Origin of the sequence: Microcystis sp. CS-574 (assembly GCF_028329095.1) — a bacterium.
Lineage (GTDB): Bacteria > Cyanobacteriota > Cyanobacteriia > Cyanobacteriales > Microcystaceae > Microcystis > Microcystis ichthyoblabe_A.
This window is the reverse complement of sequence record NZ_JAQMSY010000207.1, coordinates 1-23,462: the sequence shown is the minus strand read 5'-3', so window position 1 is coordinate 23,462 and position 23,462 is coordinate 1. Positions and strand designations below refer to the sequence as shown.

Genomic DNA, 23,462 nt, shown 5'->3' with positions numbered 1-23,462 from the left:
GTGTGGGGTGTGGGGTGTGGGGAAGTGGGGTTTTATCGATTTTCAGGTGGTCAACTACCTAATTTTCAGGGAAAAAGCCCCGGAATTTTCCCCCCAATCACTCCAATGGTCGGCAATTTTTGAGAGAAAAAAAGTCTAAAAACCTTATCCAACAAGATTTTTAGATTTATTCAGCAAACCCTCACTTAGTCGTCGTCGGGAACCTACCCTAACAAAAAAACCATCTTGGGCAAGATGGTTAAACACAACGAGTATAAACCGACAAACTTGACTTTAGACTGCTTTTTCTGGCCCGGTAGCGACGGGCAGATCCGTGGTACTGTACTCTGTCCAAGAACCTTCGTAAATTCGCACCTTGGGATAACCGAGCAGATGTTTGAGGACAACATACTGTAAAGTCGCTTCCCGTCCGGTACTGCAACTGACAATAATATTATCCGAGGGCTTGATGTTGCGTTGGGCAAGAATCTTCCTGATTTCGTCTAAAGATTTCAATTTATGGGGATTTTTCAGAGATTCATCGGGATTATTCGCTTCCGTAAAAGTCGGCCAGGGTATATTTTTCGCCCCCGGAATATGACCATTTCTCAGCCAGATATCCTGTTTTCCCTGAAAAAGTTCTTCCGGTCTAGGATCGATAAAAACCACATCCGATTTGCCGATCAATTTCTCTACTTCTGCTAAATTTACCCGAATCGAGGGATTATCACGGACAGTAAAGCTCCCTGGTTGATATTTAGGGAATTCTTTCGTTACCTTCTGTTCAGAAGCCTTATAACCCTTAAAACCACCATCTAAGACGGCCACATCTCGGAAACCAGATCGCTCTAATAAATAAGCGACCATGGTTGCCCCCAAGACATCGCGACCATCGGAATAGACTACCACTCGATCGCCATTAGTGATTCCCGCAGCGGCAAAGAGGCTGCCAATTTTATCCTCTTGCCAATATTGAACCGGCAAAAATCCGTTTGGACCACGAAAATTATTATCGGCTATATTCACCGCTTTCGGTAAATGACCGGTGATATATTCCAAAGGATTAATCCGCACATCGAGAATTTTTAACTTCGGATCGTTGAGATTTTGTGCTACCCAAACCGGCGATACAAAGTCTATCTTAGTCTCAGATTTAGACGTGGCCATCAGGGGCGATGACGGTGCTAAGGTAAAGGTTAAAATGCACAGAAGAACTAAAGTGAGAAAAGCAAGGGGACGGCTTTGAAACCGTCCCAGGGAGAGACCCTTCCCTCGTGGCAGTTTTGATTTCATGATTCAGTGTCAGCGACGAATATCAAACGATAATTACTATAGGGCTTTGATTAGCTTTTTCCAAAAATTTAGGTATAACGTGATATTTTTTTTTGGCAGCAAGTCGGTCAACTAATTAGGGTTTGCTAAAAAAGTTTGTTGGTGGGGTTAGGAGTCAGGAGCCAGTAGTCAGGAGCCAGTAGTCAGTAGTCAGGAGGGGAAGTCAGAATAACAGAATAACCTCGCACACTGAGAAGCGTAACCCTTTGCAATCGCCTTCGGAAAGTGCAAGGGTTTTGAGTCCCTCGGATCGATTTATCAACGTTTGTCTTTGGCACTTTTCTTGAAAACAAAAGTCCCTAAACCATTTTCTAGCAAAGCTTTCACTGATATTCAGCCAACCCTAATTATTAATTTCTCCTTATTTTCTGATCGCCTTGGGTGTCTTTAATAACTGTTGCCACCAGAGATGAACTAGGAGGGACCAAGCGAGCGCTAAAAGCCAAGAGGCAAGGATATCACTAGGAAAGTGAACTCCTAAATAAAGACGAGTCCAAGCAATAACCAAGACGAAGGGAATCCCCAGTAAAACTACCCCTAAAAACCAGTGCGTTCTCCAAGATAGGATCAGTAAAGAAACGACTAACAGGGAACTAAATAAAGCATGGCCGCTAGGGAAGGAAAAATCGTGGGGTAAGGGATAAAATAACTCCCAAAACTGTGGGCGATTCCGACGAAAAAGCATCTTGAGGTTATAACTAATAGCCCAACCTCCCGCCATGGTCACAAGGAGATAAGCGAACCCATACCAGTATTTTTTTAGGGCAAAAATCAGCAGTAAAATTGTCAGTATCGGGGCTACTCCCCAATAAGTGCCTAATCCCGTTAGTTTTATGGCCAAAAAATTTAGGTTTAAATTAGCGGTTTGATGAATAGATAGCAGCAGGGATTTTTCCCAAGCAAATCCTTGCGGCTGCTGGCGAATAGCGATCGCTAAATCCGTAAAAGTTAGCGATGTTAACAAGATAACCAAGAAAATTAAGCTATTGTTTAAGTAAGTTTTGGGAATCACGGGGAAAAAGTGGCGATCGAGGATAACAGGGGCATTTCTAAAACCTGAAAATGCAGCAAAGCTAGGATTACTAAAGTATAAACTGTCGAGGAAAGTAATCCATTTCTTAATTCTTTTTGCCAATGGCGTTCTTCTTTCTCTCCACCGATTAATTCTTTCGTTCCGAATTGCATTAGCAGAATTCCCACAAGATTAGATAACCAATAACCAACCATGGCCGCTGGCAGAAAAAAATCGGCGTGTAAGCAAGCAATTAAACGACCGAAACCGTAGGCGATCGGCAGATTAAAAATTAGATCGTTCCACCAACACAGGGGCGATAATAAGTAACCGATCAATACCAAGGTTCCGTTTTTGATTTTGTCAAGTAGATACATCTTTTTTTTAGTTACTAACTATTAGTTTTGTTTTTTTGCCATCAGCTATCTAAGTAAGTAGCTGTTGAAAATTGTCAGATACCCCCCTTATTAAGGGGGGATTAAGGGGGGATCAATTAATCAGAACCACTTACTTAGCTAACGGCTGACGGCCTACTACTAATTAACGCTGAATTTGGTCAAAAATCGCCCCATCAGCGAAGAATTTTTTCTGGATCGCATCCCAGCTACCGATCGCCGTATAGGGGAACAGATTCGACACTTTTGGGTATTGTTTACTAAACTCTTTAGCCACATTAGCATTAACGGGACGGAAACCCACCTTGGCGAATTCCCGCTGCGCTTCCGGAGTAAAGAGAAATTGGGCAAAAGCTGTCGCTACTTCCCGGGTTTTGCGTTTATCAACTATTTTATCCACTACGGCCACGGGCGGATCGATCGAAACATTGACCGGAGGAATAGTATAGGAAAAACCGGTTTCTCCTTTTTGACGGGCCAGAATCACCTCGTTTTCGTAGTTAAGCAGCACATCCCCCTGATCCTGTTTAAAGAAGACATCGCTGGCTTCCCGGGCATCTTTGGGTAGTACAGGCACGTTTTTATAGACATTGCGGACGAAATTGGTCGCTTGTGCTTCATTGCCGCCGGTCCGAGTTACCGATCCCCAGAGAGCCAGAAAATTCCACCGGGCCACCCCAGAGGTTTTCGGGTTGGCAGTAATGACTTTAATCCCCGATTTGGCTAGATCTGGCCAGTTGCGGATTCCTTTGGGATTGCCCTGACGAGTAACTAAAGCTACCACGGAACGAGTGGCGATGGCGTTATTGGGGAGTTCTTTCTGCCAACCGGGGTTAACTAAACCCGCTTTTTGCAAGCGTTCCACGTCGGAACCGATAGCCAAATTTACCACATCTGCATCTAATCCGTCGATAACAGCGCGAGTTTGGGAACCAGAGCCGCCATAACTCTGTTTAATCACCACATCCTGTTTTTTCTCTCTTTTCCATTTGTTGACGAATAGAGGAATGATTTTTGAGTAGGCCGATTGAGTCACCGCGTAGGAAACCAGGGTGATTTCCACGGTTTGTTGTTTAGCTTGCTGTTTATCCGCAGCTGCCAGCAGCTTACTCGATGCCGATAGGGGACTAAAAGTTAGTCCGATTCCCGTTGTGACGACGGCAGCCGTAGCTAGAGAAATAAAGGGTAAGAGGGTTTTCGGTTTTGAGGATCTAGGATCAGGGATCACGATGTCATCGGCTCCTTTGTTTATTTATGGGAGATTGCTAGGTATTTTCTCTGAGATTGTATTTTATATGAAATAAAAAACAATTACAATACATCAGAGAAAAAATTATACTGTTTGGGTTAGATGCAAAGAAATCAAGCCATTAATGGCTTTATTAGCTGAAAAAACTGGAAATATTCGATTTATAGGGCTTAAATGTGCCTTTAAATTTGCCTGAAGCCTCTTTATGCTTGCAGAATAGAGATTTTATCGTTTTTATGGAGAGGAAAGAATTTTTTAGCGATCAAAAACCTCTGCCTAGGTGGCTTCACCGGTGAAGTTAGCGGACTTTAGCAACTATTACCCTAAAATTGAAGCGGTCTAACGACTTCCATCAATGTGCATGGTGCGTTCCCCAAAATCTATTGGTGGAGCAGTAGGACTTGCATTATCGCACTGAGACAGTCCAGTAGGGTGTGTTAGCGTCAGCGTAACGCACGGATTTTGAACATTAGATAAGGTGCGTTACATTTCATTAACGCACCCTACCAGATCGGCGTACTGCTATGCAGTGCCTTCGGCATCGCACTTAGACTGACAGCTTCAATCAATGTGCATGGTGCGTTCTCAAAAATCCTGCATTAGGGAACGCACCCTACAGCGATTGCGATCTATTCAGAAACTTGCCGCATAACGGCTAAGTTATGCCGTGCATCTCACCGATAAGACTGCGATCGCCCTGATTTTTAAGCGTAGCCGACAATATCATGGAATGAATAACCGACCAACCCCCTTGTAATTATCAATATCTACAGCAATTTCGATCAGTCGTTCAGCGCAGCGCTCTCTATACTCAGCTTCACTCAAACGATCGAGATTTCCAATCGTCAACACTGGAAACGATTTCTCTGTGTTCTCTTCTCGCATAACCTGCTCAAGGGAATCATCACCCTTCATATTTCGGTTAGCAGTAAGAATCATCATCTCCTGTTCTTGAGCATAGCGCCAGACTACGCGATCGCTACTTTCCATCGACAATCCAACCTCTCTAAAGGTGACAAATTGGACAGACTGAAACTCAAGCCAACCACGTTTTGCCAATATACCAAGAAAAATAAGCGCATAACCGTCGAGGTTGTAGTCAACTAAGAAAGTCATTGTTTTTGTGCAGCACGTCTGGCTCTCTGCTCCTCAAGCTTTGCCCAAAACGCTTCTTGTCCTGGTTTATGTGGCATTGCTGCAATTCGAGCAAAGCGTTCACGGTTACGATTTTCCCAGTATTGGCGAATTTCTTCCCTATTCTGAAGAACCTCTTGATATTCAACCTCGACCTGAGCTTGGTTTGCCTCAATGTAGGACAAAGCTGCGTCAATTTGCGCGTTCGTGAGGTTAAATGTGTCACGAATCAGTTTAGGAGGATAATCAGCTTTTAGGAGATCGATCACATCATAGAGGGTGATGCGCGTGCCAGCGATCGTCAGTCCTCGCTCTGTACGGATAATTTTCGCTTGTTGGTTTGCCGTCCAGGTCATTCCCTTAGCTCCTTAGAATCCACTTAATGGTCAATGGTTTCACCAGACAAATATTGGTCAATTTTTTCTGACCAATCAGGTTCACCGTTCATTATAGCCCGCCTCTTACGCGACAAAATCAGTGTACTGCTAGGCCGTGCCTTCGTCATCCCACTTAGACTGACAGTTTCAATCAATGTGCATGGTGCGTTCTCAAAAATCTATTGGTGGAACAGCAGGACTTGCATTAGGGAACGCACCCTACGGCGATTGTGATCGCACTATGACAAAGGTTTAATTGTCACTAATCCCCCAGCAAAACCCTGAATATTCAACTCATAGCCATCAAGTAAACCCATACCAACTAATGGATCTGTCTCTGACTCATTGATTTCAATAGATTTGATCTGACCATCCCAGATCACAGTTGCCTCAAATACGTTAAACATACAGAGGCTTCCATCGCCCAAGATTCCCTCTTCTTGCATATACCACGTTAATCCTAGTTTTGTAATGATAGCAGAAGGCAACGTGAGAAATACACTGTAACCAGTGTCAATAACTGCTTTAATCGCTTGCCTCTGGTGATTTTCGCCTAGCACTACGAATTGAATAATTGCTTCTCGGCGCGAATTGACGCTCCCCATCATCATGGCGATACACTGGGGGAACGAAAGCCAAAACGATGGACGGCACGATGTCCAATGCGAATACCAAATATTTGTGCATCAGGAAAACGTATTAACAGTTGTTTAGCAGCTGTTAGGCTGTCGTCAGCCACTTCAAAAGCCCCTGTTTCGATGTCTATTGCTACAATCTTCCCATGATTCCCTTCCTCGATTTGGGAGCGTACCTGAGACTCATAGACTTCGTGTCCACGTCGGGCAAATTCTTCTTTGCTGTAGCGGGGTTGTCGAACTGTCATTGAAGCGACCCTGTGGCAACTTTTGCCCCTCTATCTTAACCTAAACATTGGCAATCTTCCCTAACATTCCTCCACTGGTCCCACAAGAGCGGCACCGCACCTAACCTCACAACTTCAATCAATGTGCATGGTGCGTTCTCAAAAATCCCGCATTAGGAAACGCACCCTACGGCTGAAACAGTCCAGTAGGGTGTGTTAGCGTTAGCGTAACACACGAATTTTGAACATTAGATAAGGTGCGTTACATTTCATTAACACACCCTACAAGAGCGGCGATCATACTCCCCGTTAACGCTCCTTGCGCCTATCTGTTTTGGCTCTGATTGCGTCCTTGTTCCCCGCTTCAGCCTCTAGATTTCCGAGTCCAGTCACTGGGGGCAGGTCGGGAGTCACTGTGTCCCTTACAGGGTAGGTCTTTCACCTACATCCTTTTTGTCAGTTATGCTGTTTTATCAGCACTCTAGGCTATTTATTCCCCTAGAAACGAATCGCACCGTTACACTTCGTTAACGCACCCTACAAGAGCGGCGTGCTGCTACGCAGTGCCTTCGGCATCACACTGGTTCTAGAACATAAAATGTTAATATTTGAATGAAACAACCAAATAGTTATCGAGCAATGATTATGGTTAAACCACAAGCTGAATCCAGCCGTAAAGTACTTCTCTATCCTGGTGAGGATAGTTACTTTGTTGTCGAAGTTCCTAGTTTGCCAGGATGTATTAGCCAGGGAAAAACTCGTGAGGAGGCTCTAGCCAATATTGAAGAGGCAATCGCTCTGTATATCGAAGTTTTACAGGATCGGGGTGAACCTGTTCCCAATGATACGGTTGAGGTAATTCTGGTATGAGTAAATTACGTGTTATCTCAGGCGCAGAATGTGTAAAAGCACTTGAGCAAATAGGCTTTGCCGTAGAGCGTCAGCGTGGAAGTCACATGATTTTAGTACGTGAAGCTCCCAAAACAACAGTCTCGGTACCAGATCATCAAGAACTAGATCGAGGTACTTTACGCGCAATTATTCGGCAAGTCGGCTTGAGCGTTGACGAATTTGTTGAGCTTTTATAAAGCATTTTACTATGGGATTACACTCCCACAGATAATTCAGAATTTTCCGGTTCTAGAGCAACCCATAAAATTGTCGGCATAAACCTGCAAAATATCATCGGTACGTTACACTTCATTAACCCACCCTACCAGATCAGCGTACTGCTACGCAGTGCCTTCGGCATCGCAATCATAACTAACCAATCGGACTATTTACAAAGACAAGTACGAATCATTGTCGGTCTAACGGCTAAGTTGAGCCGCCACGATTAGATTTGAGATTCTTGTGGTTCATCCTGTTTTGGTCGGCTCCAACGACTTGTTAGACCTTGCTTTGGTGGTAAGCTGACTACCTGCCTGCCACTTTCTGCTTGTCTTTTTTGCCAATCTACAAACATTGCATCCAAATCGTAGTTAAAGGATTTAGCGTGTTCTTCTCGAAATTTATGAATTTCATCTAAAATGTCATCTTGCCACATCGTTATAATCTCCTAAAAGTTCGTAAGGAGTACAAATTATGGGTAACTCGTATCCCAAATCAAGACTGAGCTCTGCCAACTTCCTCTGAATTTGAGCGTTGGCAATATGTTTACAGTTCCATGTTAACAAGTAATCTAGCCCGTGGACAGTCGCCGCAGCAATGTGAACCGCATCATCAGAAGCTTTGGCAGGAAGGTTGCTTCGTATAAGAAACAGTGAGGATAAGTTGCGTACAGCTTGATTGAGTTCAACCAAAGGCATTTCATTGACAATTTCTAACCTTTTCAAAGCAATCTCTGTATCTCCCTTAGCGACTTCATCTAAAACAACCTGTGAGATATAGAGAAGAAAATCATTACGGCGATTTTGCCACCAATCCCGTGTCGTTTCGATATTCCCAGCAACAACCAAGTTTTTGGTCGATCTGGCTGTCAGATAACCAATAACGCTGGTTTCAATATAGACGGTTTCCCTCACGGCAATCTAGAAAATCTATCCAACGTCTATCCTACTGCATTTAATCTTGGTTTTGAGGGAGTTGGGTAACAGCCGTCAACCCAACCTACAAGATCAGCGATCGCACTACAGACGCGACGTGGGGCGCTCTCCGGTGCAATAGATGTTAGGCCGGAATGGAAAAGAAAGAGCTTATCTAGACTCTTTTCGCTTCGACATAAAATCAATTAGCTCCTTGACAGCATTATCTGCCATTGCATCAGTTGCTACATCTGCCGCCCTGATCCTTCGTACCTCGACTCCTTCGTGTGTGAGAGGTACTAACCGTTTATCCGCTTCAGCAGGCGTTTCTTTATGGAAAGAATCACCATCAACCTCAACAACAAATGTTAACCCTTTGAAGATTACGACGAAATCAGGTTCTAGCCTCCTGTTATACCCGTTAACGATTCTCACAAAAACGGGAAGGGGAGCCACTGCAAGCTTGGCTCGTTTCATCGCCTCAAAAAGTACAATTTCTGCTTTTGATCGAAATAAAAGCCCGTGATGCTCTTTTGAGGCTATATTGTCGCTCCGCACTCTGCCCTGATTAGTCACGCCCTCGCCTTTGATAAATCGTAAAGCCTCCTCTCGCCAGCCCTCGTTGGCAAAACTGACTTTGGGGGAAATAATAACTTTTTTCAGATCATCTACAGGTGTTGAGATGAAGAAGCTTTTTCCTACGTCGCAAATCGCTTCCTCTGTTTGCACTCTTTCACCGTCAGTAAGCGCCTGAAAAATATGAATAGGCACAGAGATGAACAGTAACCAGAAATCAATGCCCCAATCTGTCTCTGCTAGTTCAAATCTACTATCACCTTCTACGATCATCGTGAGAGCGCGGGCGTCACCGCGAATTTTTAGAGAAGTCGCCAATGATGCGAGAAAATCTTCAATTGGAAATGGGCGTTCAGGCATAACAGTAGAGGACATTTCGTTTGAAAATATTCATCTCACATTCAATGAGACGCTTTGAGAACTAATGAGGCCTAACTATATATTAGGCGGAAATTTTCCGTATATTACGCCAAATACGCATTTTTTTAAGAATCTTGCCGTATATTACGCTTAAATGGAGTGATCGCAAGAAGTTTTCCGTATAATATTACGATAAGCGTGTTATGCCGATTAGCGTACTCTGTGATGAACCCTTCCCCACTGATTTGTTCAAAGTTTTCTCGTTGTGCGACTGTCAGATAAACTTTATCTCGCCTACATCTTCCCATGATTGATGTCCTCAGTTGAGCTTATCTATTGCCCTATTTTAGCTGTGTCAGTCCAGTAGCCTGTGTTAGCGTCAGCGTAACGCACGAATTTTGAACATTAGATAAGGTGCGTTACATTTCATTAACCCACCCTACAAGATCGGCTACAAGATCGGCGATCGCACTTATAGCTCATCAGACTTTAAATCGAATGCTAAATCAACAACCGCACTAAACGGAATCTGAATAGTTTCAGACGGATTATGGATGTTGAACATATTGACATAACCTTGCTGAATTATCTTTTTCCAGCTTATATGCAAAGTAACAACTCTCCCAGGCTTAACCTCAATTTGAATCATATCTTCAAAAGTGCGGTTTTCCTCAAGTGAAATAGAATATTTCTGTCTAAAATTATCTTCTATTTGCTTAGTATAAGTAACATATTTATCCGCTTGAACACTTTTCCCACTCTTCAAAGAATGAGCATTTTCATGTTCCAGCTCATAAGTTTGTCTCCACTGCTTACTAACCTTGATACTTCTGTTTATTGAAGAATCTCGACATGAGGAATTATCTATAATTCTACTTTCATCACCTATCCTTTTTTCAGTTCTCCAGGTTTCAAAAACTTGTGAAATCTGCCACTCATTTTTAACGATGCTAGACTGATAATCCCAAGTATATTCATATGTCTTAAGAGAGCCGAAATTATTCTTTCTTATTGCCATTCCATAGGACTCCTTCATACCTAAAATTAGGGCAAAAAATCCTCCTATTATAGGGATGTTAACTAAAATCGCTGTAAGTATGAACAAAATACCTCTACGTGGCTTTTTTAGTAAAAAATGACCTCCTCCTCCTAAAATTAACAAACTGAATAAAATTGGGAAAAAAGTATTTTTACCTTCAATTTGGGCAATATTTCCGGCATCTCCCGCACCCATAATGAGAACAAATAAGAGTGAAATACCAAACGAATAGAAACCAAGCGCACTTGCAATAAGGAAGATTAACATCCAAAAGCCTTTGGTTCTCTGTCCAACGTAAAATAAGCCTCCTCCTCCAAGAAGAAGTAAGCTCAAAAAGCTTGCAAGGGCTGGCTTTTTCCTTTTTATGATACTTGTTGTCTCCATAATAAATTTTATGTTGTATTTATGACTCGGCGAGGTCTAACTATATATTATGCGGAAATTTTCCGTATATAACTCTAAATACACATTTTTTAAAGAATCTGTCCGCATATTACGCTCAAATGGAGCGATCGCAAGAAGTTTTCCGTATAATATTACGATAAGCTTGTTATGGCGATTAGCGTACTCTGTTATGAACCCTTCCCCACTGATTTGTTCAAAGTTTTCTCGTTGTGCGACTGTCAGATGAACTTTATCTCGCCTACATCTTCCCATGATTGATGTCCTCAGTTTAGCTTATCTATTGCCCTATTTTAGCTGTGTCAGTCCAGTAGGGTGTGTTAGTGTCAGCGTAACGCACGAATTTTGAACATTAGATAAGGTGCGTTCACTTCGTTAACGCACCCTACAAGATATAATCCCTTGAGGTTCAAGGTGAAGAACCTTCAACAACAAAGATGCGACTTGTAGCAGTGCGGTGACGAATCTTCGCCGCAGCTATGCTCTCTGGCGCTTCCTCGAAGGACTGCGCGGCGGCAAAGCTCGGAAACTCAATGATTACGACACGGCCAGTGGGTTGAGGTCCCTCAACTGAGCGAGTTTGCCCAGCGCGGGCCAGATAAGTGCCGCCGAACTTTTCGACAATTGGCGAGATCGCAGCGAGGTAATCTTTGTATCCTACTGGGTCAGTGACCTGGATTTCCGCAATAACGTAGGCGCGTGGTGCCAATGTCCCGTTTCCAGGCTTCGTAGTTGTGCATCCGCTTGCAGCCAGAGCCAACACGATTGTTGCGATTAAAAGCTTCATCTTGCTTCTCCATCCAAGATGCGACGAACTTATCTTGCCGCCTGACTATTAATTCAACCGCTCTCTGCGGTCTAGCACCCTCCCCGATCCTACTATACCACCCGCATCGGTCTAACACCCCCTAAATAAAACTTAATACCACACCGTGCAGTTTAATCACCTCAATTTGGGCATAATTACCACAGAAGGCGGTCTAACATTGCGCTCAAGTGGATTTTACCCTATTTGCCGATGACAGAATCCGAGAAGTCATGCGCCTGTTTACTGACCCGTTTGTGGTACAGTTAGCTATTAGTTTTTCCCGCATCATTGATGGCTGCCCTCCTAATAGTATGGATCGGGAAGAGATCGCCAAAATAGTTTAAAAATCGGCCGAGAATTTCTAGGATAGAAGTAAAGACCATCCTTGCCTACTTTTTCTATGATCCTAGCCGCCGAAACTGGACTAAAAACCGCTACTCTAGACGTAAAAGGCATGAAATGCGCCGGCTGTGTGAGTGCCGTAGAAAGACAACTCAGCCAAAATCAAGGGGTAAAATCGGCCCAAGTTAACCTAATCACGGAAATTGCCGTGATTGAATACCAACCGGATGCGATCGCACCAGAGCAATTAGCCGCAAAATTAACCGCGATTGGATTCCCCACCCAACCGCGCAGCTCATCGACTCCCCTTTCTCAACAAAATCAACGGCTGCAAAACCAACAAAAAGAACGGCAACAACAATTATACCGATTAGCGATCGCTTGTTGTTTACTGGTTTTTTCCCTGATTGGTCACTTACACCACATCGGGGGACCAGAAATCCCCATCTTTCAAAGTATTGCTTTTCACTGGATTTTAGCCACCCTAGCCATTTTATTCCCCGGCCGCGATATTTTCATCGATGGTTGGCGGGGATTACGGCACGGGATGCCAAATATGAACACTCTCGTTAGTTTAGGCACAGGTAGCGCCTATATAGCCAGTTGTTTGGCTCTTATCTTCCCTAATCTCGGTCTAGAGTGCTTTTTTGATGAACCAGTCATGCTGTTAGGTTTTATTCTCCTCGGACGGACTCTAGAAGCGCATTCCCGTCATCGCGCAGCCGCAGACTTAGAAGCGCTTACTTCCCTACAACCGGCAGTGGCTCACCTGATTGGTAGTACAGATGACCGTGTGGGTGTGGCGATTCCGGTGGAACAGCTGCGCGTCGGGGAATGGGTGCGCGTCTTACCCGGGGAAAAAATTCCCGTGGATGGGGAGATTATTCAGGGAAGAACCACGGTAGATGAAGCTTTATTAACGGGGGAATCGCTGCCGGTGGTTAAGGAAATGGGAGATCTAGTCATTGCTGGCAGTTTCAATCTCTCTGGTGCGATCGCTGTGCAAACTCGTCAGGTGGGGACCGATACCACCCTAGCTAAGATTATCGCAGCCGTGGAATCAGCCCAAACTCGCAAGGCCCCGGTGCAGAAGATAGCGGACCGGGTAGCGGGTTATTTTGCCTACGGAGTCATGATAATTGCCCTAATTGTGCTGCTCTTTTGGTATTTTTGGGGAACTAGGCTCTTTCCAGAGGTGTTAGGGTCAACCACAGGACACCACGAGATGATTCAACCCACTTCTCCCCTACTTTTGTCCCTAAAATTAGCGATTTCTGTGCTTGTGGTCGCTTGTCCCTGCGCTCTCGGTTTAGCCACACCGACGGCCCTACTGGTGGGAACCAGTTTAGCAGCCGAACGGGGCATTTTAATTAAAGGGGGTGATGTTTTGGAAACCGTCTCGCAACTGCAAACGGTGGTTTTTGACAAAACGGGAACCCTCAGCCAAGGTCATCCAGAAATTACCGATTGTTTGAGTTTTTCTATCCTTAATTCCCTGGAAATTCAACAATTAGCGGCATTAGTGGAGAGTGGCACTAATCATCCTCTCGCTCGGGCGATTTTAGACGCGGTTACTCCTCCTACTAACCTGACGGGGGAAGATTTTCAAACTGTAGCCGGATTGGGAGTTTCGGCAAGGGTGCAGGGGTCAAAAATTGTTCTGGGAAATCGGCAATGGTTGGCACAGAACGGCATTAAAATTGATGAAACTATCCCCAGTATTCAAGAGCTTTTACAAGCGGGTAAAACGGTGATTTATCTGGGGATGGAAGAACAGTTACTCGGTGCGATCGCTTTTCAGGATCGATTACGTCCCGATGCTCAAACAACCGTTAATCAGTTGCAAAAACTCGGTTTAGAGGTGATTTTACTCAGTGGCGATCGTCAAGAAGTGGTGACAGCGATCGCTAATAGTTTGGGTATTAGCCAATTTTATGCCCAAGTTGCCCCCACCGAAAAATCGGCCTTAATTGCCGACCTACAGACAAAAGAGGGCAAAATCGTGGCTATGGTCGGGGATGGTATCAATGACGCTCCCGCACTAGGACAGGCTAACATCGGTATTGCTCTGGCCGGTGGCACGGAAGTGGCCATGGAAACGGCTGGGATCGTTTTAATTAGCGATCGCCTAGAGGATGTGGTACAATCTCTGCATTTAAGTCTGGCCACATGGCAAAAAATCCGACAAAATCTTTTTTGGGCTTTGGGTTATAATACCTTTGCTATTCCCATTGCCGGTGGTTTATTACTGCCCCGTTGGGGTATAGCTTTCAGTCCGGCCCTAGCAGCAGCTTTGATGGCTTTTAGTTCGGTTATGGTAGTGAGTAATTCCTTGCTTTTACGTCGTCAATTTCCTCCGCTCTCATCGACGAAGGAAAGCGAAAATTAAAGCAATTACCGATTTTTTCTCGATAAATCCATCAAGCACCAAAAAGAGCGACTCTCTTATTCTTTGTGTGATAAGTTTCACTGATACAGGAGCGATCAATCTCTGTGTATTCTGTGTCTTTGTGGTTCGTTACCCAAGAGAGCCAAGATGGTATTTTGTCCCCGTCTTTGTCAGTTGACGGAGACAGGAACAAATCGCATTAAGCGGTAATTCTGGTCAGGGATTGGCCTTGATAATTGTTGGTAATAATCTGGTGAATAGATTCAAAAAATCGCCGACAACGATTATTAGTTCTCAGGGGCAATTCATGATTTTTTACCAATAAATCGATCTGAAGTTCCGAGCTAGTGGGAGGATGAATAAACAATTCCACTTTCACTAACTGGGGAAAGAAAGCATCGTTAGGAACTTCCGATAAAAGCAAGACATCGGTCCGGCGCTTGATGATTTCAAATTCACCCAAACTTAATATATCATCGTATAAAAACCCGGTCTGATGAGGAGAAATCCCGACAAAATAGGAACAGCAATAGCGAGCCATGGCAGGGAAAAGATGATAAATTGGTCAAGGTTAATCGGTCAAAATCAGGCCATTGAACTACTACAAAGAGCGCTTGAAGTCAATTCGATCGCTCCCGCTTACTTATTCGCCGGCGCTAAGGGGATTGGACGCAATCTAGCAGCAAAATGTTTCTGTCAAGACTTGTTAACTAGAGATCGATCTCCGGAAGCAAGAGAATTAATCCTGAAACGCTTTCTTGGTGGCAATCATCCTGATTTACTCTGGATTGAACCCACTTATCAACACCAAGGCAAACTGCTCACCGCAAAAGAAGCACAGGAAAGCAATCTCAAGCGTAAAGCTCCCCCGCAAATCCGCATCGAACAAATTCGCGAGATTACTAACTTTTTAAGTCGTCCTCCCCTGGAATCGGCCCGCTCTGTGGTGGTGATCGAGGAAGCAGACACCATGACAGAATCAGCGGCAAATGCGCTCTTAAAAACGCTTGAGGAACCGGGAAAAGCGACTTTAATCCTGATTGCTCCCAGTACCTCCTCTTTACTACCGACTCTCGTTTCTCGCTGTCAACATATCCCTTTTCAGCGTCTTTCGGAAGAAAATCTCGCTCAAGTCCTCCGCTCTAACGGACAAGCTCGCGTTCTCAATTATCCGGCAATTCTCGGTTTAGCCCAAGGTAGCCCTGGAGAAGCGATCGCAGCTTTAGAGTTTCTCGACAGTCTCCCCCAAGATTTACCGCGATCTTTGAGCAAATTTCCCCTAAAACTTTCCCAAGCACTGGAATTAGCAAAAATTATCGCCCAAACTCTTGACACGGAAACCCAATTATGGTATGTGAGTTATCTTCAGTATGAGGATTGGCAACGACGACGAGAGCGATCGATTTTAGAAATCTTGGAAAAAACCCGCCGGCAGCTGTTAGCCTACGTTCAACCCCGTTTAGTCTGGGAATGCACTTTCTTGGCATTGGCCAAACTATCCACCGCCCAAAAGTCTTAAAATTGTTATATTTATCGATCGAGTGGGGAGAAAGACCATGAAAATCAAATCCTTAGTTTTGCTGATTCTGTTAACCTTGACTACGGTTTTAGGTGCTTGTCAGGGAGGAAAAGAAGCCGAAGAACCGAAAAACGTCCCTACCACGGTGGAATCGCCGCAAACGGACGCAGATGACGATGAAGACGGGGAAAATCGGCAAAAAGACGATGATAATCAACGGGATAAAAAAGACGATGACGATGATGATGATAACTAATTGTAAAAATCAAAAAATTATTGTTAGGGTTAGGAGTCAGGAGCCAGTAGTCGGTCGTCAGGAGAATTAAGAATGAATGATAATCAATTAAATTGTCTATTTACAGATTTTAGGCAATTTAATCCTTATTTTTGCCGCTTTTGAACCCTTAACTAGGGTTTGCGGCAAAAAGTACGGGCGAAGCATTCGGTTAGAAAATCTACGGTTTCACCGATAGGTGATTGCCCGAATGCTTCGCCCCTACAGGACGCAGGCCGATGAAGACGCAAGTTTTTGAACGACGATTCTCTCAAAATCTTGCACCTGTTTCGCGAAAAAAGCCACAAAACTCTTACCTTGCCTACATTTCACATTTATTCAGCAAACCCTAACTAGCATAAAAAAATCGGGTGAGCTTTAACCCACCCGATCGCCTATACATTAAAATCAATCTATAACTGTGGTACAAACTGTTCTTTTTCGGGAACGTAGGCGTATTCAGCCACAATCTGCCGGAATTCTCCCCCATCGATCGTTTCTTTTTCGATCAGCAGGTCCACCACTCGATCGATCACTTCGCGATGATCGCGAATAATTTGCCGAGAAATTTCATGGCAGTGTTCCACGATCGATCGCACCTGATCATCAATGCGAGTAGCGACCTTCTCAGAATACTCGGAACGAGTCATCAAACCGCCACCGAGGAACACTTCACCCCCTTGACTTTCTAGGGACAAAGGACCCAAATCGCTCATCCCGAAACGAGTCACCATCTGGCGGGCCATATCAGAAACTTGCTGTAAATCGCCACCGGCACCGGTAGTCACCTCATCATAGCCGAAGATTTCTTCCTCGGCTGCCCGACCACCTAAAGCACCGGAAATCCGGGCCATTAACTGCGCTTTCGTGGTTAAACCCTGTTCTTCGTTGGGAGTGAACCAAGTTAAACCCTGGGCCTGGCCCCGGGGAATCAGAGTCACTTTCTGGACGGGATCGTGATCTTTTAAGAGCGTACCCACGATCGCATGGCCCACTTCATGGTAAGCGATTAGGCGCTTGCTCTTGCTATCGACTAAAGGAGTGCCTTCCATACCGGCGATAACGCGATCTACCGCGTCATCTATCTCTAGGAGGGTAATGGCATCTTTACGACGACGGGCGGTTAAAATTGCCGCTTCGTTGAGTAAATTGGCTAAATCTGCTCCACTGAACCCCGGAGTGCGACGGGCGATCGCTTCGATGGAAACGTCGTTAGCCAGCTTTTTATTGCGGGCATGAACGTCTAAAATCTCTAAACGACCTTTAAAATCGGGCGCATCGACGGTTACTTGCCGATCAAAACGGCCCGGACGCATGAGAGCGGAATCGAGAACATCGGGGCGGTTAGTGGCGGCAATGATGATAATTCCCGTATTCCCCTCGAAACCGTCCATTTCTGTCAATAATTGGTTTAGGGTTTGTTCCCGTTCATCGTTACCGCCACCGATACCGGCACCCCGTTGACGACCTACTGCGTCAATTTCATCGATAAAGATTAAACAGGGAGCATTTTCCTTGGCTTTTTTGAACAAATCGCGCACGCGAGAAGCACCGACACCGACAAACATTTCCACAAATTCCGAACCAGAAATGCTGAAGAAAGGCACACCCGCTTCACCGGCGATCGCTTTGGCTAACAGGGTTTTACCCGTACCAGGAGGGCCAACTAACAGGACTCCTTTGGGGATTTTGGCACCGACGGCGGTAAATTTCTCCGGTTGTTTGAGGAAAGTGACGACTTCCTGTAATTCTTCCTTCGCTTCATCAATTCCTGCCACATCATCAAAGGTGATGCCGGTTTTTGCTTCCATCTGGAAACGAGCTTTTGATTTGCCAAAACTCATCGCTTGACCGGGGCCGCCTGGCATATTATTAGAACGGCGGAACAGGAAAAAGAGAGCGGCAATCAGCAAAAAGGGGAAAAGTAGATTACCGAGGAATCCCCACCAAGCACCGTCATTCCGCATCGGGTGAGCATCGAAACTAATTTTAGAATCGCGTAAACGGGCGATTAAATCGGGGGAATTGGCAGGTAAATCGACCCGCAGGCGTTGTACTCGGTTTTCTAGTTCTGGATCTAGGGCCTGTACGATCGCGGTTCTGCCACCTTCGTAGAGATCGACGCTGACAACCCTACCACTGTCTAGGTATTCTAGAAAGCGTCCGTAGGTCATGCGGGTAGTGGCGGTGTTATTGCCGATATTACTGGTGGCGGTGGCAAAAGTGCCTTGCCAGAGGAAAAAACCGACCACAAGGGCGGGCAATGTCCACAGTAAAATCGTTTTCCAGGATAGTTTCATGTTTGTTTAGTGGTTCTAGGATAAAGATTTTTGCTTAACTCATTTAGCTGTTTTTGTCAAGGATTTTACGTTATTTTTTCGAGATTAATCCCCGCAGCCAATTAAATCTTAACTAAATGTAACGTAATTCTCATAATTCTGACAAGAATGGTGACGAGAGATTTTGGCTCTCTTGGGTTTGGTGGGTAAAATGTATTCTAAGATACATTCTTCCTAGCGGGGGGGTGGAACGAACCACAAAGACACAAAGGACACCAAGATTGATCGATCCTATATATATAAGTTAAACTTATCACACAGAACCGAGAAGAGCCAGATTTTTGAGTTCATTTGTTCTAACAAGAGTCTCATGGTTTCTGGGATCAGCTGTACTGAATTTAAACTGCCTCAAGGTATATACTATATCTATTGATACGAAAATCATCTCTAAAATCCTAGGATTGTTTCTTTTCCCCATATTTGATAATTTTGCTAGATGTAACCAATTAAAGATAGAGTTAGTATCTCAACAAAATTTTTACCCTGATTTGACCTTTATTCACGAGCCAACAGGAGCTAAGTTTGCTGTGGACAGAGATTACTATTGATGAGGAGAGTGTTTAGTGAAGTTAACGCCACTTGTGCCACCGATTAAGTGTCAAGGAATTAAAACTAAATTGGTGAAAGATATTAAAAATATTGTGTCTGATCTGAGCTTTGGGCGTTGGATAGAACCCTTTTCTGGATCGGGAGTGATGGCTTTTAATATTAATCCGAAAAAGGCTTTACTTGCGGACACAAATACTCATATTATCCAGTTTTATAATAATCTAAAAAATCAAGTTATTACCAGTAAAACTGTTAAGCTTTTTTTGCAAGAAAATGGTAAAGTTCTTAAGGAGCAGGGAGAAAGTTATTATTATCAAGTACGAGAAAGATTTAATCAAGCTCCTAATTCTCTAGATTTTTTATTTCTCAATCGCTCCTGTTTTAATGGCGTGATGAGATTCAATCGGAAGGGACAGTTTAACGTCCCTTACTGTCATAAATCAGAGCGATTTTCTCAAGCATATATTACCAAAATAGTCAATCAAGTTATTGCCCTAGAAAATATTCTTATTAAAACTGATTATGATTTTCAAGTTGCTGACTTTCGAGAGACTTTATCTGATTGGCAAAAAACAGACTTGATCTATCTCGATCCTCCTTATTTAGGGAGACACGCCGATTATTTTAACTCTTGGTCTGAAGAGGATGAAGATTGTTTGGTGACTATTTTAAAGGATATTTCTTGTCGGTTTATTTTGTCCACTTGGCACAGTAATCAGTTTAGGAGCAATCCTTTAATTAAAAAAAATTGGAGTGCTGATAAGTTTTATATCTATACTAAACAGCATTTTTATCATGTGGGTTCCACAGAAAAATTACGTCATCCGATCACCGAAGCACTCATTACTAACTTTAACATTCCCTTGTTGCCAGAGCGAGGAACTGATTTGCAACAACTGTCATTAAGCTGTTCGTAATTTAAATTGCTTGTTGAGACGAGGCAAGAGGCAAGAGGCAACAGTAAAGGGATTGGGGGAGATTCGGCTAATCTTAAGAATAAGCGCTTTAAATGCGTCTTAGCTTATCCCCATCGACAGCAGAAAATGAGGGAGCGAGAACAGTCTAGAAGATGCCTAGTGGCTAATTCTCACTCCTTAGTATTTATCCTTGGCTTTGGCGCAGATGGTCGTTAATTTGGCGTTTACGCTTTTCTTCGGGGGCAGTGCTAGTAATTTCGCCAAAATCTTGACTACTCATGGAAAGATGGGACATTATCTTTCTTTTGCGCTCTTTAGCGGTTAATTCCGGTGAAGGAGTTACTGGAGGCGGCGCTGCCACGGGTTCCGCTACCACCGGAGGAGTTTCCACAATTGGCAGCGGTTTTTTGGGAATATAGTCAGCACCAGTGGTACTTTTGGAGAGATGATCGAGAATGCGCCGTTTGCGATCGTCAGTAGCCATAAAAATCTTTGCCAATCTAGTTTAAAGTTTTGTAACTATCACCTATTGTCAAACATCCCTATCCCCTTGAGAAGTCAAGGGAGACTTTATCTTGAGGGATTGAAGACATATAAAACCTGCGATCGCATTTATCTGGCCGTGGAACTGGGGGTCTTCTCGCCCAAGGTGATAAGATAAAAAACTAAGTCTTTGAAAATATGACAAAGGATTTATCTATCATGACACCCTCTTTAGCTAACTTTCTCTGGAGCCTTGTTTTAGGTGCGGTTATCGTTCTGATCCCTGCCACTATCGGTTTGATTTTCATCAGTCAATACGACAAGATCAAACGCACTTAATTTAATCTAACTCTAAAATGCCTAGACCGATTCCGTCTGGGCATTTTAGCTAATTTTGGAACTGGCAAGAGCGATCGCACCGACTACCCGATATCCCTCTGTGCGTAAAACCTGCACAGCTTCCTCGATCGTGGTTCCTGTGGTATAAATATCGTCAATTAAGAGAATCGGCACTGATTTCGGTAAATTTTTCCCCAGTTGAAAAGCCGCTTGCATCGTCCTTTTTCTTTCCTCGGCTGCCATACTAAACAAGGCTGCCGTGTTCTTAGTCCGAATTAATCCGCGACTAGCCAGATGATAACCGGTTAAACGACAAAAACCTTCGCCAATGACTTCTGCTTGATTAAAACCCCTTTCCTTTAACCTTTCTGGGTGGAGAGGGATAGGAATCACCGTCAAACGTTTATCGGTGAGGGGAGGACGCAGCAGCCAAGTTTCCCCCATGCAACTGCCTAGCAAAGAGCCGAGAGCGGGATGGCGATCATATTTCATTTTAGCGATCGCCTGTTTTAATTTACCTTCATAGCGTCCCCAGATAAACAGGGGAATAGAACTACGCCAGAGAAAAAGCGGGTTATTCTGACGATAGGCCTGTAATTGTCGCCCACAATCACGGCAAAGCTCTCGATCGCTCTGCCGTTGACAAAGAGGACAGGGAGACTTAAGAAATAAAGCGAGAAAAGGTTCGAGCATGGGAAGCAAAAGTTTTAGCTAGATCCTGACTTCCATCGTCAAAAACGGTCAAATAATGGGGATTACTCCGCTCGATCGAAAGACTGATTCCTTGCGCTCCTTCGGACTCTAGATCTTGGAGATAACCCCCCTGATGCTGTTGTGCTTCCTCAAAGGAGGCAAAGGGACCAAAATAGTAGATACAGTGGGGATAAAGGGAGGTAATTTTCAGCCACCAAGGCGTGTTATCGTCAGAAATTTTATTTGTCTGCAAGAAAGATAAAATCATGTTCTGGTATTGATAGGGTACAGGGATTGCAGGAATCAAGGACAGGTTTTTAGGAACTTTGCCCCTATAATTCCGATCTGCTGGCCAAAAAGTCGAGCTTTTGGCCAAAGAGAGTCTTTTTATCGTATTAGATTAACAAGGGGATCGGTCGCCAAATCAAAAGAGATTCTAAAAATTCCCCTCAGCCAAGGGGAAGCGGATCGAGATAGGATAGTAAAAAGTTTTTTTTTAGAAAGCTAGGGAGATAAGATAACTATGAGCCAGATCACAGACACAGATAAGAGTCTTGAGGCGATGAAGAAGTTTGCCGAACAGTACGCTAGAGGTACAAATACCTATTTCTGTAGCGATCTCTCGGTGACAGCGGTAGTAATTGAGGGATTAGCGCGTCATAAGGACGAATTAGGCGCTCCTTTATGTCCCTGTCGTCACTACGAGGACAAAGAAGCGGAGGTAAAAAATACTTTCTGGAATTGTCCCTGTGTACCGATGCGGGAACGGAAAGAATGTCACTGTATGCTGTTTATTACCCCCGATAACGAGTTTGCTGGGGAAGAACAGGTAATTCCCCTCGACTATATCCAAGAAGTCCGCGAATCGATGAAGGGGCATTAGTATAGGGTAATGACAGCCAGCGCTTTTGGGCAAGGAATCGACGAATTTAATCGCCAGCAATTCTATGCTTGTCATGATACCCTAGAGGCTTTGTGGATGGAGTCCGCAGAGCCTGAAAAAACCTTTTATCAAGGCATTTTGCAGATTGCTGTCGCTTGTTACCATCTAGAAAATAATAACTGGCGCGGGGCGGTAATTCTTTTGGGGGAAGGGGTGAGACGTTTACAACACTATCAACCCGATTACGAGGGGATCAACGTGACGCACTTGGTGGGGGAGAGTTTGGATCTATTAAACTTTTTACAGAATCTCGATCCCCAAGCTTTAACGGCAGTGTTAGAAGCGATGAAAAGCAATCAGGAACATCCTCATCCCCACCTCGATCGATCTATCTGTTCCCTGCCGAAAATCCTCAAAATTCATCCCGTTCTCTAAACAGCTAGATTAGTTAGTCAATACAATTACCTCTAAGTAGGTGGGTGTTAAAATTGTCAGCACCCCCCTTATCAAGGGGGGATTAAGGGGGGATCAAGGGGCAATTTATCTTCAATTTAATTGAAACCATTTACTTATAGGTGACATTTTTATGAGAGCAAGATCCGCAAAAATCAGGGGATGGCTAGTTGCCCTCGTTTCTACCAGCTTAATGGTGGGATTGGGCAATTCTCCCCTAGTCAAGGCACAGCAGAATATTGTACCCGGTAATGCCATGACAGTGCGATCGGATATTCAAGAGGCAAACTCAAAAACGGGGGTAATTACTGCGAGGGGTAACGTACAAGTGTTCTATCCTGCCCGTAAAATGCAGGCCACTTCTGCCCAAGCTCAGTATTTTAGCCGCGAACGTCGTTTAGTGATGACGGGTAATGTTTATGTTTTGCAAGAAGGCAACAGTATCCGCGCTGAAACGATGACTTATCTAGTCGATGAGGGTAGATTTATCGCTACTCCCCAAACCAGTCAGCAGGTGGAGTCAATTTATTTAGTCAAAGATAACGAAACTTCCCCCCAACCAGCTGCTTCCCCGACACCCGCACCCATACCTTCCCCTTCCCTCCCCGCTGCCCCAATTATTAACCCGCAGTGATAGTCAGGAGTCAGGAGACAGGAGACAAAAGGCAAAAGGCAAAAGGCAAAAGGCAAAAGGCAGTATTCTCCCCACACCCCACACCCCACACCCCACTTC

The 23,462-nt window shown here is 44.3% G+C and carries 30 protein-coding genes; 12 read left to right on the top strand and 18 right to left on the bottom strand.

Features of this window, described 5'->3' with window-relative positions:
- Window positions 1–273: 273 nt before the first annotated feature.
- The 8 genes from PN470_RS16545 to PN470_RS16510 all read right to left on the bottom strand — a co-directional run bounded on the left by PN470_RS16545 (window position 274) and on the right by PN470_RS16510 (window position 6,361).
- The gene (locus PN470_RS16545; RefSeq protein ID WP_271939516.1) at window positions 274–1,272 is read right to left on the bottom strand and encodes a sulfurtransferase; all 999 of its coding nucleotides are present in this window, start codon (window positions 1,270–1,272) and stop codon (window positions 274–276) included.
- A 400-nt stretch (window positions 1,273–1,672) separates the two neighbouring features.
- Complete coding sequence (locus tag PN470_RS16540; RefSeq protein ID WP_271939513.1) at window positions 1,673–2,323, bottom strand: phosphatase PAP2 family protein; 651 nt, start codon at window positions 2,321–2,323, stop codon at window positions 1,673–1,675.
- The gene (locus PN470_RS16535; protein WP_103113272.1) at window positions 2,320–2,700 is read right to left on the bottom strand and encodes a hypothetical protein; all 381 of its coding nucleotides are present in this window, start codon (window positions 2,698–2,700) and stop codon (window positions 2,320–2,322) included. Before PN470_RS16535 ends, PN470_RS16540 begins: the two co-directional genes overlap by 4 nt.
- A gap of 163 nt (window positions 2,701–2,863) precedes the next feature.
- Entirely contained in the window at window positions 2,864–3,946 is a 1,083-nt protein-coding gene (locus PN470_RS16530; RefSeq protein WP_271939509.1) for a sulfate ABC transporter substrate-binding protein, read from the bottom strand.
- Window positions 3,947–4,690: 744 nt separating this feature from the next.
- Entirely contained in the window at window positions 4,691–5,083 is a 393-nt protein-coding gene (locus tag PN470_RS16525; RefSeq protein ID WP_002779116.1) for a DUF5615 family PIN-like protein, read from the bottom strand.
- Window positions 5,080–5,457 carry a DUF433 domain-containing protein gene (locus PN470_RS16520; RefSeq protein ID WP_002779118.1) on the bottom strand — a complete coding sequence of 126 codons (378 nt, stop codon included), beginning with the start codon at window positions 5,455–5,457 and terminating at the stop codon, window positions 5,080–5,082. Before PN470_RS16520 ends, PN470_RS16525 begins: the two co-directional genes overlap by 4 nt.
- A 260-nt stretch (window positions 5,458–5,717) precedes the next feature.
- Window positions 5,718–6,089 carry a clan AA aspartic protease gene (locus tag PN470_RS16515; RefSeq protein WP_271939505.1) on the bottom strand — a complete coding sequence of 124 codons (372 nt, stop codon included), beginning with the start codon at window positions 6,087–6,089 and terminating at the stop codon, window positions 5,718–5,720.
- Window positions 6,086–6,361: a hypothetical protein gene (locus PN470_RS16510; RefSeq protein ID WP_002733756.1), complete on the bottom strand. Its 276-nt coding sequence runs from the start codon at window positions 6,359–6,361 to the stop codon at window positions 6,086–6,088. The genes PN470_RS16515 and PN470_RS16510 overlap by 4 nt, the downstream gene beginning before the upstream one ends.
- 591 nt (window positions 6,362–6,952) lie before the next feature.
- Here PN470_RS16510 and PN470_RS16505 point away from each other — a divergent pair.
- Window positions 6,953–7,210 carry a type II toxin-antitoxin system HicB family antitoxin gene (locus PN470_RS16505; protein ID WP_002764762.1) on the top strand — a complete coding sequence of 86 codons (258 nt, stop codon included), beginning with the start codon at window positions 6,953–6,955 and terminating at the stop codon, window positions 7,208–7,210.
- Window positions 7,207–7,428 carry a type II toxin-antitoxin system HicA family toxin gene (locus tag PN470_RS16500; protein ID WP_002764761.1) on the top strand — a complete coding sequence of 74 codons (222 nt, stop codon included), beginning with the start codon at window positions 7,207–7,209 and terminating at the stop codon, window positions 7,426–7,428. Before PN470_RS16505 ends, PN470_RS16500 begins: the two co-directional genes overlap by 4 nt.
- 248 nt (window positions 7,429–7,676) lie before the next feature.
- On the opposite strand, the gene PN470_RS16495 is transcribed toward PN470_RS16500, so the two are convergent.
- From PN470_RS16495 to PN470_RS16475, 5 genes are all read right to left on the bottom strand, one after another.
- A complete protein-coding gene (locus PN470_RS16495) occupies window positions 7,677–7,886 on the bottom strand; it encodes a hypothetical protein (protein ID WP_002732654.1) in 210 nt (69 codons plus the stop codon).
- Complete coding sequence (locus PN470_RS16490; protein ID WP_272104822.1) at window positions 7,873–8,364, bottom strand: type II toxin-antitoxin system VapC family toxin; 492 nt, start codon at window positions 8,362–8,364, stop codon at window positions 7,873–7,875. Before PN470_RS16490 ends, PN470_RS16495 begins: the two co-directional genes overlap by 14 nt.
- A gap of 171 nt (window positions 8,365–8,535) precedes the next feature.
- Window positions 8,536–9,315 carry a hypothetical protein gene (locus PN470_RS16485; RefSeq protein ID WP_272104821.1) on the bottom strand — a complete coding sequence of 260 codons (780 nt, stop codon included), beginning with the start codon at window positions 9,313–9,315 and terminating at the stop codon, window positions 8,536–8,538.
- 457 nt (window positions 9,316–9,772) lie between these two features.
- On the bottom strand, window positions 9,773–10,723 hold the full coding sequence (locus PN470_RS16480) for a hypothetical protein (protein WP_069475666.1): 951 nt from the start codon (window positions 10,721–10,723) through the stop codon (window positions 9,773–9,775).
- A 427-nt stretch (window positions 10,724–11,150) separates the two neighbouring features.
- Window positions 11,151–11,528, bottom strand: a complete 378-nt coding sequence (locus PN470_RS16475; RefSeq protein WP_052578132.1) for a DUF1330 domain-containing protein — start codon at window positions 11,526–11,528, stop codon at window positions 11,151–11,153.
- A gap of 209 nt (window positions 11,529–11,737) precedes the next feature.
- Between PN470_RS16475 and PN470_RS16470 the strand changes: the two genes are divergently transcribed.
- Both PN470_RS16470 and PN470_RS16465 read left to right on the top strand, forming a co-directional pair.
- The gene (locus tag PN470_RS16470) at window positions 11,738–11,893 is read left to right on the top strand and encodes a hypothetical protein (RefSeq protein ID WP_155119269.1); all 156 of its coding nucleotides are present in this window, start codon (window positions 11,738–11,740) and stop codon (window positions 11,891–11,893) included.
- A gap of 56 nt (window positions 11,894–11,949) precedes the next feature.
- Window positions 11,950–14,280: a heavy metal translocating P-type ATPase gene (locus PN470_RS16465; protein ID WP_272104823.1), complete on the top strand. Its 2,331-nt coding sequence runs from the start codon at window positions 11,950–11,952 to the stop codon at window positions 14,278–14,280.
- A 199-nt stretch (window positions 14,281–14,479) separates the two neighbouring features.
- Here the strand turns inward: PN470_RS16465 and PN470_RS16460 are convergent, their stop codons facing one another.
- Window positions 14,480–14,821 carry a hypothetical protein gene (locus tag PN470_RS16460; protein WP_002734498.1) on the bottom strand — a complete coding sequence of 114 codons (342 nt, stop codon included), beginning with the start codon at window positions 14,819–14,821 and terminating at the stop codon, window positions 14,480–14,482.
- Window positions 14,822–14,833: 12 nt separating this feature from the next.
- Here PN470_RS16460 and holB point away from each other — a divergent pair, with 12 nt between their 5' ends.
- Together holB and PN470_RS16450 are read left to right on the top strand one after the other, a co-directional pair.
- Entirely contained in the window at window positions 14,834–15,799 is a 966-nt protein-coding gene (gene holB, locus PN470_RS16455; RefSeq protein WP_272104820.1) for a DNA polymerase III subunit delta', read from the top strand.
- Window positions 15,800–15,836: 37 nt separating this feature from the next.
- Window positions 15,837–16,055, top strand: a complete 219-nt coding sequence (locus PN470_RS16450; protein WP_271988547.1) for a neurohypophysial hormones like protein — start codon at window positions 15,837–15,839, stop codon at window positions 16,053–16,055.
- A gap of 431 nt (window positions 16,056–16,486) precedes the next feature.
- Here PN470_RS16450 and ftsH2 read toward each other — a convergent pair whose 3' ends face one another.
- Window positions 16,487–18,373 carry an ATP-dependent zinc metalloprotease FtsH2 gene (gene ftsH2 / locus PN470_RS16445; RefSeq protein WP_271935496.1) on the bottom strand — a complete coding sequence of 629 codons (1,887 nt, stop codon included), beginning with the start codon at window positions 18,371–18,373 and terminating at the stop codon, window positions 16,487–16,489.
- Between the two features lie 320 nt (window positions 18,374–18,693).
- Here ftsH2 and PN470_RS16440 point away from each other — a divergent pair, with 320 nt between their 5' ends.
- Together PN470_RS16440 and PN470_RS16435 are read left to right on the top strand one after the other, a co-directional pair.
- Window positions 18,694–18,960 carry a type II restriction endonuclease gene (locus PN470_RS16440; RefSeq protein WP_272104819.1) on the top strand — a complete coding sequence of 89 codons (267 nt, stop codon included), beginning with the start codon at window positions 18,694–18,696 and terminating at the stop codon, window positions 18,958–18,960.
- A 15-nt stretch (window positions 18,961–18,975) separates the two neighbouring features.
- The gene (locus tag PN470_RS16435) at window positions 18,976–19,878 is read left to right on the top strand and encodes a DNA adenine methylase (RefSeq protein ID WP_272104818.1); all 903 of its coding nucleotides are present in this window, start codon (window positions 18,976–18,978) and stop codon (window positions 19,876–19,878) included.
- Window positions 19,879–20,062: 184 nt separating this feature from the next.
- Here the strand turns inward: PN470_RS16435 and PN470_RS16430 are convergent, their stop codons facing one another.
- Complete coding sequence (locus PN470_RS16430; RefSeq protein ID WP_002779129.1) at window positions 20,063–20,362, bottom strand: hypothetical protein; 300 nt, start codon at window positions 20,360–20,362, stop codon at window positions 20,063–20,065.
- A gap of 218 nt (window positions 20,363–20,580) precedes the next feature.
- On the opposite strand from PN470_RS16430, the gene psbX reads away from it, so the two are divergent.
- Window positions 20,581–20,700, top strand: coding sequence for a photosystem II reaction center X protein (gene psbX, locus PN470_RS16425; RefSeq protein WP_002733679.1), 120 nt, complete (start codon window positions 20,581–20,583; stop codon window positions 20,698–20,700).
- 45 nt (window positions 20,701–20,745) lie between these two features.
- Here psbX and PN470_RS16420 read toward each other — a convergent pair whose 3' ends face one another.
- A complete protein-coding gene (locus PN470_RS16420) occupies window positions 20,746–21,393 on the bottom strand; it encodes a ComF family protein (protein ID WP_002779130.1) in 648 nt (215 codons plus the stop codon).
- Window positions 21,362–21,661 carry a DUF1816 domain-containing protein gene (locus tag PN470_RS16415; RefSeq protein ID WP_002733535.1) on the bottom strand — a complete coding sequence of 100 codons (300 nt, stop codon included), beginning with the start codon at window positions 21,659–21,661 and terminating at the stop codon, window positions 21,362–21,364. The genes PN470_RS16420 and PN470_RS16415 overlap by 32 nt, the downstream gene beginning before the upstream one ends.
- Before the next feature lie 255 nt (window positions 21,662–21,916).
- Between PN470_RS16415 and PN470_RS16410 the strand changes: the two genes are divergently transcribed.
- The 3 genes from PN470_RS16410 to PN470_RS16400 all read left to right on the top strand — a co-directional run bounded on the left by PN470_RS16410 (window position 21,917) and on the right by PN470_RS16400 (window position 23,363).
- Window positions 21,917–22,276 (top strand): ferredoxin thioredoxin reductase catalytic beta subunit, encoded by a 360-nt coding sequence (locus tag PN470_RS16410; protein WP_103113283.1) that lies wholly within the window; start codon window positions 21,917–21,919, stop codon window positions 22,274–22,276.
- 9 nt (window positions 22,277–22,285) lie between these two features.
- On the top strand, window positions 22,286–22,711 hold the full coding sequence (locus tag PN470_RS16405) for a DUF309 domain-containing protein (RefSeq protein ID WP_272104817.1): 426 nt from the start codon (window positions 22,286–22,288) through the stop codon (window positions 22,709–22,711).
- Window positions 22,712–22,862: 151 nt separating this feature from the next.
- Window positions 22,863–23,363 carry an LptA/OstA family protein gene (locus PN470_RS16400; RefSeq protein ID WP_002732682.1) on the top strand — a complete coding sequence of 167 codons (501 nt, stop codon included), beginning with the start codon at window positions 22,863–22,865 and terminating at the stop codon, window positions 23,361–23,363.
- The last annotated feature ends 99 nt before the right edge of the window (window positions 23,364–23,462 follow it).

What these genes read in the sequence shown, in the direction of transcription:
- PN470_RS16465 (WP_272104823.1), top strand. Translation starts at nt 11,950, where the DNA reads ATGATCCTAGCCGCCGAAACTGGACTAAAAACCGCTACTCTAGACGTA.
- PN470_RS16535 (WP_103113272.1), bottom strand. Translation starts at nt 2,700, where the DNA reads ATGTATCTACTTGACAAAATCAAAAACGGAACCTTGGTATTGATCGGT.
- psbX (WP_002733679.1), top strand. Translation starts at nt 20,581, where the DNA reads ATGACACCCTCTTTAGCTAACTTTCTCTGGAGCCTTGTTTTAGGTGCG.
- PN470_RS16525 (WP_002779116.1), bottom strand. Translation starts at nt 5,083, where the DNA reads ATGACTTTCTTAGTTGACTACAACCTCGACGGTTATGCGCTTATTTTT.
- PN470_RS16475 (WP_052578132.1), bottom strand. Translation starts at nt 11,528, where the DNA reads ATGAAGCTTTTAATCGCAACAATCGTGTTGGCTCTGGCTGCAAGCGGA.
- PN470_RS16485 (WP_272104821.1), bottom strand. Translation starts at nt 9,315, where the DNA reads ATGTCCTCTACTGTTATGCCTGAACGCCCATTTCCAATTGAAGATTTT.
- PN470_RS16460 (WP_002734498.1), bottom strand. Translation starts at nt 14,821, where the DNA reads ATGGCTCGCTATTGCTGTTCCTATTTTGTCGGGATTTCTCCTCATCAG.
- PN470_RS16495 (WP_002732654.1), bottom strand. Translation starts at nt 7,886, where the DNA reads ATGTGGCAAGATGACATTTTAGATGAAATTCATAAATTTCGAGAAGAA.
- PN470_RS16400 (WP_002732682.1), top strand. Translation starts at nt 22,863, where the DNA reads ATGAGAGCAAGATCCGCAAAAATCAGGGGATGGCTAGTTGCCCTCGTT.
- PN470_RS16515 (WP_271939505.1), bottom strand. Translation starts at nt 6,089, where the DNA reads ATGATGATGGGGAGCGTCAATTCGCGCCGAGAAGCAATTATTCAATTC.
- PN470_RS16415 (WP_002733535.1), bottom strand. Translation starts at nt 21,661, where the DNA reads ATGATTTTATCTTTCTTGCAGACAAATAAAATTTCTGACGATAACACG.
- PN470_RS16500 (WP_002764761.1), top strand. Translation starts at nt 7,207, where the DNA reads ATGAGTAAATTACGTGTTATCTCAGGCGCAGAATGTGTAAAAGCACTT.
- PN470_RS16405 (WP_272104817.1), top strand. Translation starts at nt 22,286, where the DNA reads ATGACAGCCAGCGCTTTTGGGCAAGGAATCGACGAATTTAATCGCCAG.
- PN470_RS16545 (WP_271939516.1), bottom strand. Translation starts at nt 1,272, where the DNA reads ATGAAATCAAAACTGCCACGAGGGAAGGGTCTCTCCCTGGGACGGTTT.
- PN470_RS16430 (WP_002779129.1), bottom strand. Translation starts at nt 20,362, where the DNA reads ATGGCTACTGACGATCGCAAACGGCGCATTCTCGATCATCTCTCCAAA.
- holB (WP_272104820.1), top strand. Translation starts at nt 14,834, where the DNA reads ATGATAAATTGGTCAAGGTTAATCGGTCAAAATCAGGCCATTGAACTA.
- PN470_RS16420 (WP_002779130.1), bottom strand. Translation starts at nt 21,393, where the DNA reads ATGCTCGAACCTTTTCTCGCTTTATTTCTTAAGTCTCCCTGTCCTCTT.
- PN470_RS16450 (WP_271988547.1), top strand. Translation starts at nt 15,837, where the DNA reads ATGAAAATCAAATCCTTAGTTTTGCTGATTCTGTTAACCTTGACTACG.
- PN470_RS16480 (WP_069475666.1), bottom strand. Translation starts at nt 10,723, where the DNA reads ATGGAGACAACAAGTATCATAAAAAGGAAAAAGCCAGCCCTTGCAAGC.
- PN470_RS16505 (WP_002764762.1), top strand. Translation starts at nt 6,953, where the DNA reads ATGAAACAACCAAATAGTTATCGAGCAATGATTATGGTTAAACCACAA.
- PN470_RS16510 (WP_002733756.1), bottom strand. Translation starts at nt 6,361, where the DNA reads ATGACAGTTCGACAACCCCGCTACAGCAAAGAAGAATTTGCCCGACGT.
- PN470_RS16410 (WP_103113283.1), top strand. Translation starts at nt 21,917, where the DNA reads ATGAGCCAGATCACAGACACAGATAAGAGTCTTGAGGCGATGAAGAAG.
- PN470_RS16520 (WP_002779118.1), bottom strand. Translation starts at nt 5,457, where the DNA reads ATGACCTGGACGGCAAACCAACAAGCGAAAATTATCCGTACAGAGCGA.
- ftsH2 (WP_271935496.1), bottom strand. Translation starts at nt 18,373, where the DNA reads ATGAAACTATCCTGGAAAACGATTTTACTGTGGACATTGCCCGCCCTT.